The 17,706-nt window shown below is 65.3% G+C and carries 18 protein-coding genes; 13 read left to right on the top strand and 5 right to left on the bottom strand.

The genetic code is table 11. The annotated features are described in order from the left end of the window. Positions 1-104: 104 nt before the first annotated feature. Together TSA1_RS34530 and TSA1_RS34525 are read right to left on the bottom strand one after the other, a co-directional pair. Entirely contained in the window at positions 105-1,244 is a 1,140-nt protein-coding gene (locus tag TSA1_RS34530; protein WP_100180210.1) for an acyl-CoA dehydrogenase family protein, read from the bottom strand. 147 nt (positions 1,245-1,391) lie between these two features. After that, a complete protein-coding gene (locus tag TSA1_RS34525; RefSeq protein ID WP_100180209.1) occupies positions 1,392-2,606 on the bottom strand; it encodes an acyl-CoA dehydrogenase family protein in 1,215 nt (404 codons plus the stop codon). 139 nt (positions 2,607-2,745) lie between these two features. Between TSA1_RS34525 and TSA1_RS34520 the strand changes: the two genes are divergently transcribed. Both TSA1_RS34520 and TSA1_RS34515 read left to right on the top strand, forming a co-directional pair. After that, a complete protein-coding gene (locus TSA1_RS34520) occupies positions 2,746-3,291 on the top strand; it encodes a carboxymuconolactone decarboxylase family protein (RefSeq protein WP_100180208.1) in 546 nt (181 codons plus the stop codon). Between the two features lie 89 nt (positions 3,292-3,380). Next, positions 3,381-3,872, top strand: a complete 492-nt coding sequence (locus TSA1_RS34515; RefSeq protein WP_100180207.1) for a VOC family protein — start codon at positions 3,381-3,383, stop codon at positions 3,870-3,872. 92 nt (positions 3,873-3,964) lie between these two features. On the opposite strand, the gene TSA1_RS34510 is transcribed toward TSA1_RS34515, so the two are convergent. Next, entirely contained in the window at positions 3,965-5,200 is a 1,236-nt protein-coding gene (locus TSA1_RS34510; RefSeq protein WP_100180206.1) for an MFS transporter, read from the bottom strand. Positions 5,201-5,376: 176 nt separating this feature from the next. Beyond that, entirely contained in the window at positions 5,377-6,624 is a 1,248-nt protein-coding gene (locus TSA1_RS34505) for an MFS transporter (RefSeq protein WP_100180205.1), read from the bottom strand. Between the two features lie 210 nt (positions 6,625-6,834). Between TSA1_RS34505 and TSA1_RS34500 the strand changes: the two genes are divergently transcribed. Then, the gene (locus TSA1_RS34500) at positions 6,835-8,901 is read left to right on the top strand and encodes a prolyl oligopeptidase family serine peptidase (RefSeq protein WP_100180204.1); all 2,067 of its coding nucleotides are present in this window, start codon (positions 6,835-6,837) and stop codon (positions 8,899-8,901) included. 248 nt (positions 8,902-9,149) lie between these two features. On the opposite strand, the gene TSA1_RS34495 is transcribed toward TSA1_RS34500, so the two are convergent. Then, entirely contained in the window at positions 9,150-9,821 is a 672-nt protein-coding gene (locus tag TSA1_RS34495; RefSeq protein ID WP_100180203.1) for a DUF938 domain-containing protein, read from the bottom strand. Positions 9,822-10,058: 237 nt separating this feature from the next. Here TSA1_RS34495 and soxX point away from each other — a divergent pair, with 237 nt between their 5' ends. From soxX to TSA1_RS34445, 10 genes are all read left to right on the top strand, one after another. Next, positions 10,059-10,409, top strand: a complete 351-nt coding sequence (gene soxX / locus TSA1_RS34490; protein WP_100180202.1) for a sulfur oxidation c-type cytochrome SoxX — start codon at positions 10,059-10,061, stop codon at positions 10,407-10,409. 25 nt (positions 10,410-10,434) lie between these two features. Beyond that, on the top strand, positions 10,435-10,926 hold the full coding sequence (soxY, locus tag TSA1_RS34485) for a thiosulfate oxidation carrier protein SoxY (RefSeq protein WP_100180201.1): 492 nt from the start codon (positions 10,435-10,437) through the stop codon (positions 10,924-10,926). 13 nt (positions 10,927-10,939) lie between these two features. Further along, positions 10,940-11,251, top strand: a complete 312-nt coding sequence (gene soxZ, locus TSA1_RS34480; RefSeq protein ID WP_100180200.1) for a thiosulfate oxidation carrier complex protein SoxZ — start codon at positions 10,940-10,942, stop codon at positions 11,249-11,251. After that, positions 11,251-12,114, top strand: a complete 864-nt coding sequence (gene soxA / locus TSA1_RS34475) for a sulfur oxidation c-type cytochrome SoxA (protein ID WP_174719204.1) — start codon at positions 11,251-11,253, stop codon at positions 12,112-12,114. The genes soxZ and soxA overlap by 1 nt, the downstream gene beginning before the upstream one ends. An 8-nt stretch (positions 12,115-12,122) precedes the next feature. Then, on the top strand, positions 12,123-12,428 hold the full coding sequence (locus tag TSA1_RS34470; protein ID WP_100181499.1) for a hypothetical protein: 306 nt from the start codon (positions 12,123-12,125) through the stop codon (positions 12,426-12,428). A gap of 56 nt (positions 12,429-12,484) precedes the next feature. Further along, positions 12,485-14,236 carry a thiosulfohydrolase SoxB gene (soxB, locus tag TSA1_RS34465; RefSeq protein ID WP_100180198.1) on the top strand — a complete coding sequence of 584 codons (1,752 nt, stop codon included), beginning with the start codon at positions 12,485-12,487 and terminating at the stop codon, positions 14,234-14,236. Further along, positions 14,233-14,691, top strand: coding sequence for a DsrE family protein (locus TSA1_RS34460; RefSeq protein ID WP_100180197.1), 459 nt, complete (start codon positions 14,233-14,235; stop codon positions 14,689-14,691). The genes soxB and TSA1_RS34460 overlap by 4 nt, the downstream gene beginning before the upstream one ends. A gap of 220 nt (positions 14,692-14,911) precedes the next feature. Then, positions 14,912-15,949 (top strand): MBL fold metallo-hydrolase, encoded by a 1,038-nt coding sequence (locus TSA1_RS34455; protein WP_100180196.1) that lies wholly within the window; start codon positions 14,912-14,914, stop codon positions 15,947-15,949. A gap of 79 nt (positions 15,950-16,028) precedes the next feature. Then, a complete protein-coding gene (locus TSA1_RS40200) occupies positions 16,029-16,196 on the top strand; it encodes a hypothetical protein (RefSeq protein ID WP_100180195.1) in 168 nt (55 codons plus the stop codon). Positions 16,197-16,321: 125 nt separating this feature from the next. Beyond that, on the top strand, positions 16,322-17,530 hold the full coding sequence (locus TSA1_RS34445; RefSeq protein WP_100180194.1) for an MFS transporter: 1,209 nt from the start codon (positions 16,322-16,324) through the stop codon (positions 17,528-17,530). The last annotated feature ends 176 nt before the right edge of the window (positions 17,531-17,706 follow it).

Raw genomic sequence — 17,706 nt, 5'->3', positions numbered from 1 at the left:
CTCTCTCCGTCGTCATTGCGTTGACGGTGTCACCTGAGCGTACGCTGCGTTCCCTCCCCCCTTGTGGGGAGGGAGCGCAGCGTGCCTTATTGCACGAGTGCCGCCTAGTACCCCCGCGCCCGCGCCAGCTGCTCGGTGTGGTAGTTGGCGTCGCCGAACAGCTCCTCGCAGACCCTTGCGCGCTTCATGAAGAAGCCGATGTCGAACTGGTCGGTCATGCCCATGCCGCCATGCATCTGCACGCCCTCCTGCACCGCGCGCGTGGCGGTGGTGCCGGCGCGCGCCTTGGCGACGGCGACGCTTGATGCGGCCTTGGCGACATCCGCGTCCAGCGCCTGCAGCGCCTTCATGGTGGCGGCGCGGGTGATCTCGATGTCGACATAGAGCTCGGCGGCGCGATGCTGCAGCGCCTGGAATTCGCCGATCAGCTTGCCGAACTGCTTTCTGCTCTTGAGATATTCGACGGTGCGGTTGAAGACCTCGTCGCTGAGGCCGACCATTTCGGCCGCGACCGTGCCGCGGCCGATGTCGAGCACGCCGTCGAGCAGGGCGGCGCCCTGATCGACCTCGCCGAGCACGCTGTCGGCATTGACCTCCACGTTCGCAAACTCGATCCGCGCCGCATTGTGCGCGTCGACCATGATGGTGCGTTCGATCGCAACACCCTTGGCCGCAGGGTTGACCAAGAACAGCGTCAGCCCTTCGCGCTCGCCGGCAGCGCCTGCCGTGCGCGCAGCAACGATCAGGAGATCGGCGACGTGACCGTCGACCACCAGCGCCTTGGCGCCGGAGAGCTTGAAGCCATTGCCGGCACGCACGGCCTGCAAGTTCGTCTGGAGCGGGCGATGCTTTGCGCCTTCGTCGATCGCGAGCGTCGCGAGCAGCGAGCCATTGGAGATCTTCGGCAGGTATTCCGATTTCTGCGCGGCATTGCCGCCGCGGTTCAGAGCGGAGGCCGCGACCACGCTGGTGGCGAGGAACGGTGACGGCATCAGCGTGCGGCCGATCTCCTCCATGACGATTCCGGCCTCCATGAAGCCGAGACCGCTGCCGCCGAACTCTTCCGGCACCAGGAGGCCGGCAAAGCCCATCTCGGCGAACGAGTGCCAGAGCTCCTTCGAGAAGCCGGTGGGGTCTTTGGAGTCGCGCAGGGATCGCAGATGCGACACCGGTGCCTTGTCGCTGATCAGCCCGCGCGCGGAGTCGCGGAGCATCGATTGTTCTTCGGTGAGGACGAGGGCCATGGGCGTGTTTCCGGTTCGAAATCTATTTTGGCTCGTCATTCCGGGATGGCCCGAAGGGCCAGGCCCGGAATCCATCGAGCGGCAGAGTTGGTGGATAGATGGATTCCGGGCTCGCGACTTCGTCGCGCCCCGGAATGACGGAAGGCCCTAAGCCCCCGGCAAATCCAAAATGCGCTTGGCGACGATGCCGAGCATCACCTCGGACGTGCCGCCCTCGATCGAGTTGGCCTTGGTGCGCAGCCAGGCGCGCGGACGGGCGCCCTGCCTGGAGCGCTCGCTCTCCCATTCCAGCACATCGACGCCGCCCGCCGACATCAGGATCTCGTAGCGGCGCTTGTTGAGCTCGGTGCCGTAATATTTCATCGCCGAGGAGAAGGCCGGATGGGCCTGGCCCGCCTTGGCGAGATCGACCGCGCGCTCGGCACAGGCCGCGAGCGCGGCCTCATCGACGTCGAACGTCGCGATCTTGCCGCGCAGCATCGCATCGTCGAGCTTGCCTTGCCCGTCGGTGCCGACGGAATCGGCCGCGATCTGTCCGAGCGGACGGCCGACGCCGCGCTCGCCCATGCCAGAGATCATCGCGCGCTCGTGCTGCAGCAGATATTTCGCGACGTCCCAGCCGCGATTGATGGTGCCGACCACATGCGATTTCGGCACGCGGACGCCGTCGAAGAAGGTCTCGCAGAACGGCGAGTAGCCGGAGATCAAAAGGATCGGCTTGGTCGTCACGCCCTTGGAGGTCATGTCGAACAGGATGAAGCTGATGCCGTCGTGCTTCTTGGCGGTGGGATCGGTGCGGACCAGGCAGAAGATCCAGTCGGCATAATTGGCGTAGGAGGTCCAGATCTTCGAGCCCGTGATGACGAAGTCGTCGCCGTCGCTCTCGGCGCGGGTCTGCAGCGAGGCGAGATCGGAGCCGGCGTTCGGCTCCGAATAGCCCTGGCACCAGCGAATCTCGCCGGCCGCGATCTTCGGCAGATGCTCCTTCTTCTGGGCGTCGTTGCCGTATTTCAGCAGCGCCGGCCCGAGCATCCAGATGCCGAAGCTCGACAGCGGCGGGCGGGCGCCCATTTTCGCCATCTCCGCGCGCAGCACCTTGTGCTCGGCCGCGCTGAGGCCGCCGCCGCCATATTCCCTAGGCCAATCCGGCACGGTCCAGCCCTTGTCGCGCATGCGCTCGAACCAGATGCGCTGCGGCTCGGACGAAAACTTCGCATTGCGCCCACCCCAGAACACGTCGGCATCCGACGTCGCGGGCTTGCGCATCTCCGGCGGGCAATTGGCTTCCAGCCAGGCGCGCGTCTCGGCGCGGAATGTTTCGAGCTCGGCGCTTTCAGTGTCGCTTGGTTTAGAGTCCGTCATTGGTCGTTTCCATCAATCAAAATCGACTTGTTGAGCGCGACTCTGGGCCAAGCTCCCGCGGAATTCAACCACTTCCGCGAGCCCGCATTCCGCTATAGTCGCGGCGACGGCAGCGCTTGAAAACAAAGAGGAAACGACGATGCGCCTGAAACTTCTTTCGCCTGGCGAAATGAACGAGAGCCAGCGGCAGACCTATGAGGAGTCGATTGCCGGCAAGCGCGGCAAGCCGCCGGCGCCGATGATGGCCTGGCTCAACAGCCCCGAGATGGCGCGCCACGCCACGCGGCTCGGCGAAGTCCTGCGCTTCGACACGATCTTCCCGGCAAAGCTGTCGGAGATCGCGATCCTGGTGACGGCGCGGCACTGGACGGCGCATTACGAATGGTATGCGCACAAGCGCCTCGCGCTCGCGGGCGGAATGAAGCCAGAGATCATCGAGGCGATCCGCGATCGCCGCACGCCGGAGTTCGACGATCCCAGGGGGAAGATGATCTACGATCTCGCAAAATCGCTGCATGAAGGCCACGGCGTCGAGAAGGGTTTGTACGACGAGGCGGTCAAGCTGCTCAGCGAACGCGGCGTGGTCGAGGTGATCGGGCTGTGCGGCTATTACACGATGGTGTCGATGACGCTGAACACGTTCGAGTTCGAGCTGCCCGAGGGCGAGGTGAAGGAGCTGGCTTAGTTTCCCCGTCGGAAACGCTGGGTTTCGGGATCGGCCGTAGCGCCGCCCCGGAGCCGGCCCTATGTGCATGTCTTCGAGGGAGCATTCACATGTCGCAGAGTCCCGTTCATGCCGGCACGAGGATCGGCCACGTCCACCTCAAGGTCGCCGATCTCGATCGCGCGCTCGGCTTCTATTGCGGCGTGCTCGGCTTCGAGCTGATGCAGAAGATGGGCTCGAGCGCGGCCTTCATCTCGGCCGGCGGCTATCATCACCACATCGGGCTCAACACCTGGGAGAGCAAGGGCGGCTCGCCGCCGCCGCCCGGCACCACGGGGCTCTATCACACCGCGATCCTCTATCCGACGCGGCCGGCGCTCGCGGACGCGCTGCATCGCGTGCTCACGGCCGGCATCGCGCTGGACGGCGCCAGCGATCACGGCGTCAGCGAAGCGCTGTATTTGCGTGACCCCGACCAGAACGGCGTGGAGCTGTATCGCGACCGCCCGAAGGAAGAGTGGCCGTTCGGGCCCGACGGCAAGCTCGCGATGATCACCAAGCGGCTCGATGTGGAGGCGCTGCTGAGAGAGCGGGAAGAATAGTCTCGTGTGGTGGGCAAACCGGAGCGTGCCCACGAGCTCTTGCCGACTCATCGCAAAAATCGTGGGCACGGCGCTTTGCGCCTCTGCCCACCCTACGAGAGCTTTGCTTTGGGCTTGCCCCGCACCATGATCAGCGCAGCTGCCACGACCTCCAGCGCGATGCAGAGATAGAACGGCAGCGAATAGCCGCCGGACCAATCACGCAAGGCTCCGACGATTCCGGGCCCGAACGCATAGGTGACCTGGTTGATCGCGGTGTTGAGGCTGATCAGCACGCCGAAGGCGGCGGAATCGAATTCCCGCTGCACGATCAGCGACGGCAGCGTGATGAGATTGCCGACCGAGAAGCCGAACAATGCGCAGGCCGCGATCAGCACGTAATCATTGTGCAGATTGATGACGACGAGCAGCGCGACGGCCTGGCTGAGGAACGACAGCGCCGACGCCAGCCGCTGGTTGAGGCGATCGATCACCAGCGAGAACAGCACGCGGCCGACCACCGCCATCGCAGTCAGCACCGCAACGGCAAGCGCGGCGCGCTCGCGGCCGATCACGGGATCGAGGAACGAGATCAGGTGCACGATGAAGCCGACCTGCGCGAACAGCACCAGCGCAAAGGCAATGGTCACCGTGAGGAAGCCGACATCGCGCAGCGCCCAGGCGCGGATTTCCGTCGACGATTGCGGCTTCGCCTTCGCCGCGTGCCAGCCGTGCTGCGCGGGCGGCCGGCCGACGAAAAGCAGGATCACCGGCAGCAGCAGGACCAGCATGGCGCCGGCGGCGGCATACATCGCGCCGGCGAAGCCGATATGGCCGATCAGCGTCACCAGCAGCGGCACGCCGACGATGCCGCCGAAGCTGGCGCCGTTGAGCGCGAGGCTGATCGCCATGCCGCGTCTGTGGTCGAACCACAGGCTGATCGTGTTGGTGATCATGGCGAGGCTGGTGCCGGCCCAGCCGAAGGCGAGCACGGCGTCGGCGAGATAGAGCTGCCAGAGCTCGCGCACCGCGCCGATCGCCACGGCCGCCGCCGCCATCGCCAGCGTGCCCGCAATCAGGCAGAGGCGCGCGCCATAGGTCCTCACGGCTTCGCCGACGAACACGACGAGCAGCGCGCCGAACAGATAGAAGAACGTGGTGCCCGATGAGATCAGCGTGGTCGGCCAGCCCCGTGCGCGCTGCAGCTCGGCGACATAGACGCTCTGGCCGTAGAAGCCGAGCCCCCAGCCGAAGGTCGCGAGCAGGAAGCAGACCGCGACGATGCGCCAGCCCTCGTAGCGGAGGGAGGATTCGTCGGTCGGGGTCGCGTGATGGGGATTGTCGAGCATGTCGCCACCTACTCCGTCATGCCCGGGCTTGTCCCGGGCATCCACGTTCTTCGATCTGCACGCCTAAGACGTGGATGGCCGGGACAAGCCCGGCCATGACGCATTTAATGAATGGTCTCCGAAAATCACTTCGACCGCGACCGAAGTATCATCGCTGCTGACAGCCTCCCGCCAATCTACACCGCGTCCGGGAACTCGCCCATCGCCGCATCCAGCCGCGCCTTGCGGCGGCGGGCCCAGGAGACCAGCGAGAGCGTGGCGAGGCCGAGCATGACAGGCGGGAACACCACGAGGTTCACCGCCGACCAGCCGTAATTGGCGAGCAGCTGCCCGGAGGAGAACGAGCCGATCGCCATCATGCCGAACACCAGGAAGTCGTTGAAGGCCTGCACCTTGTTGCGCTCCTGCGGCCGGTGCGTCTCCAGCACCAGCGCGGAGGCGCCGACGAAGGAGAAATTCCAGCCGACGCCGAGCACGATCAGCGTCGCCCAGAAATGCATCGCGGTGAGTCCGGAGAGGCCGATGCCGGCGGCGCCGGCTTCCAGCAGCAGGCCGGCGGCCACGACCTTCGGCGCGCCGAAACGGGCGATCAGCGTGCCGGTGAAGAAGCTCGGCCCGTACATCGCCACGATGTGCCATTGAATGCCGAAATTGGAATCGGACACGGACAGGCCGCACATCTTCATGGCGAGCGGCGCCGAGGTCATCACCAGATTCATCATGGGATAGGAGATGACGCCGCACAGCGCCGCCGCGACGAAGCGCGGCTGCGTCACGATGGTGAACAGCGGCCGGCCGCCATGCAGGTCGGCCGGCGCGGGCTTCGGGATATCGACGCCGGCGACGATGCCCATCGCGATCAATGCGACGGCGGCCTGCACCAGGAAGCTGAAGGCGAACAGATAGGGCTGCCAGACGTCCATGGTCCATTGCACGAGCTGCGGACCGAGCACGCCGGCGAACACGCCGCCCGCCATCACCCAGGACACCGCCTTGGGCCGATAGGCCGCGCTGGCGCCGTCGGCGGCGGCAAAGCGATAGGACTGCGCCACGGAGCCGTAGAGGCCGCCGAGAAAGGTCGCGATGCAGAACAGCGCGAACGAGCCGTGCAGGATCGCGAACGAGCCGAGCAGGCCGGTGAGCGCGCCGAGGCCCGTGCCGATGACGAAGGCCACGCGGCGGCCGAAGCGGCGCGAGATCGCCCCGGTCGGCAGCGTGCCGGCCGCGAGCCCCAGCACGTACATCGACAGCGGCACGGTCGCGAGCGACATGTCGGGTGCGAGCGTCGCGCCGACGATCGAGCCGGTGGCGAAGATCACGGCTGAGTTGGCACCGGTCAGCGCCTGGGCGGCGGCCAGGCGCACCACATTGGCGCGCGCGCGAACATCGTCGGCAATCTCACGGGTCGAAGTCACGTCGAGCATCGGCTTTTCCGCCCCAGAGGACTTTCGCGGGGCTCACGAGGTTTTGTTGATTCGCGGCACTATGGAGGGGTGCGAGAGGGTGGGCAACCGGCGCAAACGGGCGCAGGCCATGCCGCTGACGCAATCGGTGCGATGATAGCGGGGCCGCGCCCTTGACGGCCTACGCTCGATCGAATCCTATCCGCCGCGATTTTCCAGGGAGTTTCGTTCATGTCCGTCGACGATCGGCCCACGCTCAGCGCTCCCGACGACGACCCCTGGTCGTGGCTGGAGGAGATCGAGGGCAAGCAGGCGCTCGACTTCGTCGAGCGGCAGAATGAGCTGACGCTGCAGGCGTTCGGCGGCAAGGCCTGGGAGCACGACCGCGACCTCCTCGCGGCGATCTACGACCGGCCCGACAACATTCCCTATGTCAGCCGGCGCGGCTCTGACCTCCACAACATCTGGAAGGATGCCACCAATCCGCGCGGACTGTGGCGGCGGACGACGCTCGCGGAGTTTCGCAACACCGATCCGGCGTGGGAGACCATGCTCGATATCGACAAGCTCGCCGCGCGCGAAGGCGAGGACTGGCTGCTGAGCGGGATCGCCACCAGGCCGGGAAGCTCTCGCGCGATCCTGAGCCTGTCGCGCGGCGGCAGCGACGCGGTGACGTTGCGCGAGTTCGACATGGTTACGAAGAGCTTCGTGACGGACGGTTTCACGCTGCCGGAGGCGAAAGGCGGCGCCGACTGGCTCGATGCCGATACGCTGCTGCTGTCGAGCGCCCATGGCGAAGGCATGGCGACGAGCTCGGGCTATGCGCGAACGGTTCGGCTGTGGCGGCGCGGCCAGCCTGTCGATCAGGCCGAGGTGATCATCGAGACCACCGCCGATCACATGATCATCTATGGCATGCACGACGACACCGGACCTGCCCCGCGGGTCTGGATCGTCGACCAGATCGATTTCTTCAACCACACGATCTGGCTGCGCGATGCGACGGGCACGATGACGAAGCTCGATCTGCCGACCGGCATCTGGCTGCAGGCGCATGGCGACTGGTTCGCGATGAAGCTGCGCAAGGACTGGTCGATCGGAGGGCGGACCTACGCAACCGACACCGTGCTCGGCATCTCGCTGTCGGCATTCCTGAACGGCAGCCGCGATTTCGCGGCGCTGTTCGAGCCGGCGCCGCGGTGCGCGCTGCAGGGTCTGTTCTGGGCCGCCGGCAAGCTCGTGCTGTCGATCCTCGACGAGCTCAGGCCGCGCTTCGAAATCTGCACGCCGTCCGCCGACGGCTGGAGCCGCGAGACGCTCCCCGGCCTGCCACAAATCGGCGTCGTCGACGTCTGGCCGCTCGATCGCCATCCATCCGAGAGCAACGGCGACCTGCTCGCCAATGTGCAGGACCCGCTGACCCCGCCCTCGCTGCTGTTGCTGCAGCGCGGCGTCGCAAGCCCGACCGTGCTGAAGCAGGCGCCGAAGACGTTCACCGCCGACGGACTCGCGGTGACGCAGCACGAGGCGATCTCTGTCGACGGCGAGCGCATTCCCTATGTGCAGACCGGTCCGGCGAAACAGACCGGCGATGCGCCGGTCTATATGAGCGCCTATGGCGGCTTCGCGCTCGCGGTGAAGCCATATTACAATTCATCGCTCGGCAAGCTGTGGCTGGAGCGCGGCGGCACCACGGTGCAGGCAAACTTGCGCGGCGGCGGCGAGTTCGGCACGCGCTGGCACGATGCGGGACGGCTCGCCGGCAAGAAGCTGTCGCATGACGATTTTGCCGCGGTCGCGGCCGATCTCGTCCGGCGCGGCGTGACGAGTGCGAAGCGCATCGCCGCGCAGGGCGGCTCGAACGGCGGCATCCTCATCACCAACATGCTGGTGCGCTATCCCGAGCGCTTCGGCGCGCTGTTCTGCACCATCCCGCTGGTCGACATGCGCCGCTACACAAAACTGCTCGCGGGCGCGAGCTGGATCGCGGAATATGGCGATCCCGACAAGCCCGAGGAATGGGAGTGGCTGAAGACCTACTCCGCCTATCACAACGTCAAAGCCGGCCAGTCCTACCCGCCGATCCTGATCGCCACCACGCGGCGCGACGACCGCGTCCATCCCGGCCACGCGCGCAAGATGGCGGCCAAGCTGCAGGCAATGGGCTATGAGGCCTGGTTCTACGAGCCCGCCGCCGGCGGCCACGGCTACGGCAAGGACAACCGGGAGCGCGCGGGATTTGAAGTGCTTGGCTTCCGGTTTCTGAAGGAGAAGATCGGGTGGCGGGATGAAGGTTGATGGTCGCCCGCTCGCAAGTCCTGATCGCATCGCGACGTAAGGCGGCCACCGCTCTCTCATTCCCTCCCCCCTTGCGGGGGAGGGGCAGGGAGAGGGGTACCACACGGGAACTCTCTCGATGTGCGCGCGGCGTGATCGAGGACGGTTAGACCGTTTGCTGGGCTACCCCTCTCCCCCGCCCTCCCCCACAAGGGGGGAGGGAGCACACCGCCTTTGTGGTGTGCTCCCGGGCTCAAGCCAGCAACGGCTCAGCGCGAAAACACCAGCGTCAGATTGTTCGCGGGCATGTCGATGGACTCGATGAGGCGGAGGCCTGCGGCCGTCGCGAGCGTCTCGACATCGCCGATGTCGCGCACGCCCCATTCCGGATTGCCCTCGCGCAAGGAGGTGTCGAACACCGCATTGCTGAGCGCGATGTGCTTGCCGTCGCGCTTGAAGGGACCGTAGAGGAACAGCTTGCCGTCGAGGCGCAGATAACGGCCGGCGCCCGCGAACAGGCCTTCGGCCACGGCCCAGGGCGCGATGTGGATGACATTGGCACAGAACACGGCTGCAAGGCCGGTCGGCCCCTGCCCGCTCTTCATCTCCGGACACCAGTCGGGATCGGTGAGATCGATCCGCAGGGGTGAGCGGATGTTTGGCAGGCCCGCATGCACGCGCCAGGCCTCGATGCTCCTGAGATGGCGCTGGTTGAGATCGCTCGGCCACCAGATCAGGCCGGGCGTGTGGCGGGCGAAATGGACCACATGCTGGCCGGTTCCGCTGCCGAGCTCGACCACGTTGCCGGTCAGCCCGGTGAGGCGCTTCTCCAGCGCGGACCAGATCGGCGCGTGATTGCGATGGAAGGCCGGCGCATCGAGCCGCCCATCGGCCTCGACACGTCCGCCGTCCCTGCCAAATTCGACGACATATTCAGCCAAGCGAGATCCCCAAAATATGCGAAACAGAAAAGACGGCCGTAACGGCCAAACGCCCTAGAATAATTTGCTAGTGCCCACCTGTTAGATGAACGAACCTATCTCAGCGGTTGCAATGCGGAGGATATTAACTCCATTTTGCCGCGTGCATAGTCTTGATTGTCACGCGATGCCCTTTGTGCTTTGGAACGCTTATATTTCTGCAAACGAGATCATCGACATACCGCTTGGGACGATGCCTTGACCGCCTTTCCTTGCAAGCCTGCTGCTCTGGTGGCGCTGGCCTTCCTCGCCGGCGTGGCTGTGGCGCAGGCGCAATCCACTGTCGCCGACGGCCAGAAGCTCGCTTTCGACCGCGGCAAGGGCAATTGCCTGACCTGTCACGTCATCAAGGGCGGCGACCTGCCGGGAACGATCGGTCCGGAGCTGAAGGATCTCAAGACCAAGTACCCCGATCGCAACGAGCTCACCGCGATCATCTTCGACGAGACCAAGCGTAATCCGCAGACCATGATGCCGCCGTTCGGCCGGAACCGGATTTTGACCGAACAGGAGATCGGCGCGATCGTTGATTTCCTGCAAACCCTGTAATGGCCGGCTGCCCAGGAGACCTCCGATGACCACGACCACCGGCCCCGTTGCGACAAGGCGCCTGATCCTGCAGGGCGCAGCCTGTGTCGCCGTGCTGGGCCTCGGCAATCTGCCGTTCGCAGCCGCGCCGGCGCGCGCTGCGGCCAATGACAAATATCCGGAAGAGGCGTTCAAGCAGAAGAGCGAGGCCGACGCGATCAAGGCGCTCTATGGCAAGACCGCCGAGCCTTCCGACAAGGTCAAGCTGGACGCGCCCGAGATCGCCGAGAACGGCGGCGTCGTGCCGGTCTCGGTGACGACCACGCTCGACAAGGTCACCTCGATCTCGTTCTTCGTGGCCGAGAACCCGTTCGCGCTCGCGGCGTCCTACAAGATCGCCGACGGCACGATTCCGGGCGTCGCCAACCGGCTGAAAATGGCCAAGACCAGCAACTTGATCGCCATCGTCGAGGCTGATGGCAAGCTCTACAGCGCGACCAAGGAAGTGAAGGTCACCGTCGGCGGCTGCGGCGGCTAGGAGGATCGGTCCGATGGCATCAAGCATTCGCGTGCGCGCAACGTCCAACGGCGACATCACCGAGGTGCAGGCGCTGATCCAGCACCCCATGGATACCGGCCTCGCCAAGAATCCCGCCGGCGAGCTGATCCCGGCGCACTACATCCAGCAGCTGAAGTTCGAATGTAACGGCAAGGACGTCTTCGTCGCCGATTGGGGCACCGCGGTCTCCAAGGACCCCTATGTCAAATTCAGCTTCAAGGGCGCCAAGAAGGGCGACGACCTCAAGATTTCCTGGACCGACAACAAGGGTGCGTCGGACACGACCACCGCGAAGATCGCGTGATGAAGACCCGGTCTGCCCTCCTGCTTGGCTCGCTGAGCGCCGCGCTCGTTGCGTTTGCCCTCACCTCTCCGCGCGTCGCCGCAGCCGACAAGGTCGATCCCGTCACTGATGCCAAGGCGTTCAGGAACTTCTTCTTCCAGAAATTTCCCGACGTGAAGCACGAGGACTTCGTCAACGGTCCGTATTCGATGAACGCGGACATGAAGCGGCAATGGCAGGAGAAGGAGGAATTCCCGCCTTACGAGTTCGCGCTCGACGCCGGCAAGGAGATGTTCGCGACCCCGTTCAAGAACGGCAAGACCTACGCCGACTGCTTTCCGAACGGCGGCATCGGCATCCGCCAGGACTATCCTTACTTCGACGAGAAGGAAGGCAAGGTCGTCACCCTGGAGCTCGCGCTCAACCGCTGCCGCGAGGCCAATGGGGAAGTGCCCTATTCCTACGTCAAGGACGAGATGGCCTCGCTCACCGCCTACATGGCCTTCACCTCGCGCGGCAAGCTGATGGACATCAAGATTCCCGATGATCCGCGCGCGCTCGCGGCGTTCGAGAACGGCAAGCGCTATTTCTACACGCGGCGCGGCCAGATGAACTTCTCCTGCGCGAGCTGCCACGTGCAGAGCCCGGGCGAGCGCATCCGCGCCGAGATCCTGGCGCCGGCGCTCGGCATTCTGAACGCGATGCCGATCTACCGCTCCGAATGGAGCGGCATGGGCACGATCAGCCGCCGCTTCGTCACCTGCAACAGCCAGACCCGCGCGGTTCCGCTGGAGCCGCAGTCGGACGAATACCGCGACGTCGAATATTTCCTGTCCTACGTCGCCAACGGCCTGCCGATCGCGGGCCCGGGAGCACGACCATGAGCGCGGCCATGAAGCGGTCACTTCCCCTGGCCATGCTGCTCGCGCTCGGCCTTGCGCCCACGGCGCGCGCGGCCAATGAAGCGGACTACAAGGCGGCCTACGCCGCTGCGGAAGCCGCATCGAAGGAGGCTGCCGGCTTGCGCAATCAATGGACCGTCACCGTCTCGACGCTGGCTGCCGCCAGGAAGGCGGCCGATGGCGGCGATTTCGACCGCGCCACCGCCGCAGCCAAGGAAGCCGAGGCGCTGGCAAAGGCCTCGATCTTCCAGGCTGCCTCCGAAAAAGAAGCCTGGAAGGCGATGGAAATCCGCTAGACTGGGCCCCCACTGGAACAGTCTTGCGACCGCCTGAGGGCGCGGAGAATTTTGGAATGGCGATCCGCCGCCGCGATTTCCTGAAGAGCGCTGGCCTTGCCGCCGCATCGTTTGGTCTGCCGAGGCTCGCGCGAGGCACCGAGACCGCGAGCATCTACGACCTCGAACGGTTCGGCAATGCGCGGATCCTGCACATCACCGACACGCATGCGCAGCTCAATCCGGTCTATTTCCGCGAGCCCAGCGTCAATATCGGGGTCGGCGAGATGGCCGGACGGCCGCCGCATCTGGTCGGCCGAGCTTTCCTGGAGCGCTTCGGCATCCGCGCCGACAGCGCCGAAGCCTATGCCTTCACCTGTATCGAGTTCGAGAAGTCGGCAGGCCGCTTCGGCAAGCTCGGCGGCTTTGCCCATCTGAAGACGCTGGTCGACCGCTTGCGTAGCGATGTCGGCGAGAAGCGTTCGCTGCTCGTCGACGGCGGCGATCTCTGGCAGGGCACCGGGCTTGCCAATGTCATGCAGGGCCGCGACATGGTCGAGGTCGCCAACCTGCTCGGCATCGAAGCGATGACCGGGCATTGGGAGTTCACCTATGGCGAGCAGGTGCTGCGCGACAATCTCGAGCGCTTCAAGGGCGAGTTTCTGGCGCAGAACGTCTTCCTGACCGAGGAAGCCGCGTTCAACGACGCCCTCGCCTTCGACAAGGCCAGCGGGCGCGTGTTCAAGCCGTCTGTCATCAAGGAGATGGGCAGCCATCGCGTCGCGATCATCGGCCAGGCCTTCCCTTACGTGCCGATCGCGCATCCCAAGCGGTTCACGCCGGACTGGACTTTCGGCATCCGCGAGGAGGAATTGCAGAAGCATGTCGATGCCCTGCGCGGCACCGACAAGGCCGATGCCGTCATCCTGCTCTCGCACAACGGCATGGACGTCGATCTCAAGCTCGCCAGCCGCGTCACCGGCATCGACGTCATTCTCGGCGGCCATACCCATGACGCCGTGCCGCAGCCGATCCCCGTCAAGAACGCTGGCGGCACCACGCTCGTCACCAATGCCGGATCCAACGGAAAATTCCTCGCCGTGCTCGATCTCGCCATCGACAAGGGCAAGGTCGGCGACATTCGTTATCATCTGCTGCCGGTTTATTCCGAACTGCTGAAGCCAGATCCCGCCATGGCCGAGCTGATCGGCCGGCTGCGCGCGCCGCATGTGACCGACTGGTCGACGAAGATCGCAACGCCGGACCGCCTGCTCTATCGGCGCGGCAATTTCTCCGGACCGGTCGACGAGCTGATCTGCACCGCACTCCGCACCGAGCTCGATGCCGAGATCGCGTTGTCGCCGGGCTTCCGTTGGGGCGTCACTGCGCTGCCCGGCCAGGCGCTGACCATGGAGGATGTGCTCGCGGAAACCGCGATCACCTATCCCGAGACCTATGTGCAGGAGATGACGGGCGCGCAGGTCAAGGACGTGCTGGAAGACATCTGCGACAATCTCTTCAATGCCGATCCCTACTACCAGCAAGGTGGCGACATGGTGCGCGCCGGCGGGCTCAGCTACACCTGCACGCCGGCGGGCGCGATCGGCAGCCGCATCTCGGAGCTGAAGCTCCATAACGGCAAGGCGCTCAGCGCCAGCCATCGCTACAAGGTCGCGGGCTGGGCCTCGGTCAACAGCCAGCAAGGCGCGCCGGTGTGGGACGTCGTCGGCAAATATCTGCGCTCGGGCCGGATGTTTCAGGAGCGACTCGGCTCCGGCGTCACGCTGAAGGGCGTCGAGGACAATCCAGGCATCGCGGGACAGGGATGAGACGGGCGCAGATCCTGTCCGCGCTGATGCTGGCGCTGCTGGCGTGGGCCGCGCTCGCGCCGGCCTCGGCGCAACAGGTGCCGCTGCAGGACAAGCCGTTCGCGGAGCACAGGGTCGTGCTGCAGCTCTCGGACGGCGATGCCAAGAAGCAGGCGCTGGTGCTGAGCGTCGCCAACAATCTGCTGAAGGCCTACGACCCCGACAAGATCGCGATCGAGGTGGTGGCATTCGGTCCCGGCATCGACCTGTTGCTGTCAGGCAGCGAGCGTCGCAAGCAGGTCGAAAGCCTGATCGCGCAGGGCGTGCGCTTCGACATCTGCCTCAACACGGTGGACGCCATCGAGCGCGAAACCGGCAAGCGGCCGGAATTCATCGCCGCGGCGACGCCGGTGCAGGTCGGCGTCGCGCAGATCCTGTTCCTGGCGGAGAACGGGTACACGCTGGTGAGGCCGTAGGGGGCGTAGGCGCGCTCTCGCGTCACCCTCAGTGTCGTTCCTGCGAACGCAGGGGCGACCGAATTTGTGGGACCGGCGTTCCCCCACATAGATCCCCTCCTCCGGCCGATCACTCGGAACAACAATTTTCTAAATTTTACTCAAAATGCAGTGAATTACTCCTATTTTTGGCCCAGAACGTAGTAGAATCCTCGAAATCAGTTCCAAGCCGGGTTCTGCCATGATCTTCCGCCAGCTCTTCGACAGCGTTTCGGGCACCTACAGCTACATCCTCGCCAGCCGCCCCGGCGGCGAGGCGCTGATCCTCGATCCCGTGCTGGAAAAGGTCGACCGCTACTGCCAATTGCTGCGCGAGCTCGACCTCAAGCTGGTGAAGGCGGTCGACACCCATCTGCATGCCGACCACGTCACCGGCCTCGGCGAGCTGCGCGACCGCACCCATTGCATGACCGTGATGGGCGACCAGACCAAGGCCGACGTGGTGGCGATGCGCGTTGCCGACGGCGACAAGGTGACGATCGAGGGCCTGTCGCTCGACGTGATGTACACGCCGGGCCACACCGACGATTCCTATTCCTACCTGATGGGCGATCGCGTCTTCACCGGCGACACGCTGCTGATCCGCGGCACCGGCCGCACCGATTTCCAGAACGGTTCTTCGCGCGCACAGTACGATTCGATCTTCAACCGGCTGCTCAAGCTGCCGGACGAGACGATGGTCTTCCCGGCGCACGACTACAAGGGCGACACCGTCTCCACCATCGGCGAGGAGAAGCGTTACAACCCGCGCCTCCAGGTGCGATCGGTCGACGAATATATCGAGCTGATGGCCAATCTGAAGCTGCCCAATCCGAAGATGATGGACGTGGCGGTGCCCGCCAACATGCATGTCGGCCTGCATCAGGAGGAGCTGGAGAAGGAAGGCCGCGCGCTCAGCGCGGTCGAGGCGATCCGCATTCTCGGCCGGCCCGACATGCTGCTGGTCGATCTGCGCGAGACCAACGAGCGGATGAAGCACGGCATGCTCGAAGGCGCGCTGCATACGCCGTATCCATCGGTCGAGGAGAGCCTGAAGCCCGGCGGCATGCTGCGCGAGGTCGCAGCCGCGACGGGGCGCCGCGTGGTGTTCTTCTGCGCCTTCGGCGAGCGCTCGGCGATGGCGGTTGCGGCAGCGAAAGAGGCGGGCCTGCTCAACACCGCCCATATCGCCGGTGGCATCGACGCCTGGAAGAAGGCGGGCGGGCCGGTCGTGCACTGACGGCCTGCTTGCGATAGCTCAGAAACTGCACATATCTTCCGGATAAGATCGGATGCAGCATCACCATCCGGGACCAGCCATGACCAGGATCTGCAAACCAAGCGAGCCGCCTCAGGTCGCCGAGAAGAAGCCGGCGGAAGGCAAGGCGAAGACGCCTCCGCCTCCCCTCGAAGACGACGACTACGAGGACGGCGACATCGCAACGCCCAAGCGCGACCGCTACGGCGTGGACGACGAGCCGTTGTGAGGGGTGAAGTCGCCTCACGAACCGTGCGTCCCCGCCCGCGCTACCTGCCATGCGCCTCTGTTCATGGACAAATAACCGCTCTCCCCGATAGTTTCCGCGTCCATCGGGAGTGAAACGGGACTGCAATGGTCGACGTTCTTGCCGCACCGCAGCAAGGCAAGGCGGACAGCGCGCTACGCACGCTGACTGGAATCTCGATCGCGCATTGGGTCAGCCATTTTCATCTGCTGGTCCTGCCGATGCTGTTCCCGTTCCTCAAGGACAAGCTCGGCGTCGGCTATGTCGAGCTCGGCCTCTCGCTGACCACGCTTGCCGTCGTCTCCGGACTGACGCAGGCGCCGACCGGCTATCTCGTCGACCATTTTGGCGCGCGCAAGATCCTGCTGATCGGACTGACGCTCGGCGGATGCGCGCTGATCATGCTCGGCCTGCATCTCAGCTACGCCTCGCTGATCGCCTGCGCCGTGCTGCTCGGGCTCGCCAACAGCGTCTATCACCCCGCCGACTACGCGATTCTGGCCGAGCACATGGACGAGGCGCGGATGGGCCGCGCCTTCTCGATCCACACCTTTGCCGGCTTTCTCGGCGGCGCAGTGGCGCCCGCGATCGTGGCCGCGCTCGTCACCCTGTCCGGCGGCGTCGGTGCGCTGGTCGCATCGGGAGCGATCGGCATTCTGGTGGCGCTGCTGCTGCTCGTCATGAACATTCCCGACGCCGGCGCCAGCAGGAAGAAGCCGGGCGCGGAGAACGCGCCGAAACAGGCCGTCATCACGCCGGCATTGATGATGCTGACCGTGCTGTTCATGCTGCTCAGCCTGTCGGTCGCCGGCATCAACAATTTCGGCGTGGTCGCGCTGATGAGCGGGTATGGCGCGTCCTATTCCTCGGCCAACGTCATGCTGACCGCGTTCCTCGGCTGCAGCGCCGCGGGCGTGCTGGCCGGCGGCTTCCTCGCCGACCATACCGAGCGCCATGGCTATGTCGCCGCCGCCTGTTTTGCCGTGAATGCAGCGCTCGTGCTGCTGATCGCGCTGGTCACGTTGCCGGGCTGGGCGCTCACCGCCGCGATGGCGACGGCAGGTTTCCTCTCCGGCGTGATCGCGCCGTCGCGGGACATGCTGGTGCGCAATGCCGCGCCGGCGGGCGCCGCGGGCCGCGCCTTCGGCATCGTCTCCACCGGCTTCAATCTCGGCGGCATCGTCTCACCGCTGCTGTTCGGCTGGATCATGGACCAGAGCGCGCCGCATTGGGTGTTCGGTGCGTCCGTGATCTTCATGCTGGCGACGGTGGTGCTGTCGCCGTTCACGGAGCGGAAGCGGGCCAAGGCCAATTGATCGGTCGGTATCGCTGCGAATTCAGCTGTCGTCCCTGCGAAAGCAAGGGACCCATATCCACAGGGAGTGATTGTCGCGCGAAGCTGATAACTACGAGTCTTCGCCAAACATCTCCCTGTGGTTATCGCGACGAGCGCAAGCGCTCGCGCGGAGGTCCCGGATCGGCGCGCGCTTAA

The organism is Bradyrhizobium nitroreducens, from assembly GCF_002776695.1.
Taxonomy (GTDB): Bacteria; Pseudomonadota; Alphaproteobacteria; order Rhizobiales; family Xanthobacteraceae; genus Bradyrhizobium; species Bradyrhizobium nitroreducens.
This window is presented reverse-complemented; position numbering and strand designations above follow the sequence as displayed.

Excerpts from the sequence above, each read along its gene's own strand:
- TSA1_RS34530 (WP_100180210.1), bottom strand. The coding sequence starts at position 1,244 with ATGGCCCTCGTCCTCACCGAAGAACAATCGATGCTCCGCGACTCCGCG.
- TSA1_RS34525 (WP_100180209.1), bottom strand. The coding sequence starts at position 2,606 with ATGACGGACTCTAAACCAAGCGACACTGAAAGCGCCGAGCTCGAAACA.
- TSA1_RS34520 (WP_100180208.1), top strand. The coding sequence starts at position 2,746 with ATGCGCCTGAAACTTCTTTCGCCTGGCGAAATGAACGAGAGCCAGCGG.
- TSA1_RS34515 (WP_100180207.1), top strand. The coding sequence starts at position 3,381 with ATGTCGCAGAGTCCCGTTCATGCCGGCACGAGGATCGGCCACGTCCAC.
- TSA1_RS34510 (WP_100180206.1), bottom strand. The coding sequence starts at position 5,200 with ATGCTCGACAATCCCCATCACGCGACCCCGACCGACGAATCCTCCCTC.
- TSA1_RS34505 (WP_100180205.1), bottom strand. The coding sequence starts at position 6,624 with ATGCTCGACGTGACTTCGACCCGTGAGATTGCCGACGATGTTCGCGCG.
- TSA1_RS34500 (WP_100180204.1), top strand. The coding sequence starts at position 6,835 with ATGTCCGTCGACGATCGGCCCACGCTCAGCGCTCCCGACGACGACCCC.
- soxY (WP_100180201.1), top strand. The coding sequence starts at position 10,435 with ATGACCACGACCACCGGCCCCGTTGCGACAAGGCGCCTGATCCTGCAG.
- soxZ (WP_100180200.1), top strand. The coding sequence starts at position 10,940 with ATGGCATCAAGCATTCGCGTGCGCGCAACGTCCAACGGCGACATCACC.
- soxA (WP_174719204.1), top strand. The coding sequence starts at position 11,251 with ATGAAGACCCGGTCTGCCCTCCTGCTTGGCTCGCTGAGCGCCGCGCTC.
- TSA1_RS34470 (WP_100181499.1), top strand. The coding sequence starts at position 12,123 with ATGAAGCGGTCACTTCCCCTGGCCATGCTGCTCGCGCTCGGCCTTGCG.
- soxB (WP_100180198.1), top strand. The coding sequence starts at position 12,485 with ATGGCGATCCGCCGCCGCGATTTCCTGAAGAGCGCTGGCCTTGCCGCC.
- TSA1_RS34460 (WP_100180197.1), top strand. The coding sequence starts at position 14,233 with ATGAGACGGGCGCAGATCCTGTCCGCGCTGATGCTGGCGCTGCTGGCG.
- TSA1_RS34455 (WP_100180196.1), top strand. The coding sequence starts at position 14,912 with ATGATCTTCCGCCAGCTCTTCGACAGCGTTTCGGGCACCTACAGCTAC.
- TSA1_RS40200 (WP_100180195.1), top strand. The coding sequence starts at position 16,029 with ATGACCAGGATCTGCAAACCAAGCGAGCCGCCTCAGGTCGCCGAGAAG.
- TSA1_RS34445 (WP_100180194.1), top strand. The coding sequence starts at position 16,322 with ATGGTCGACGTTCTTGCCGCACCGCAGCAAGGCAAGGCGGACAGCGCG.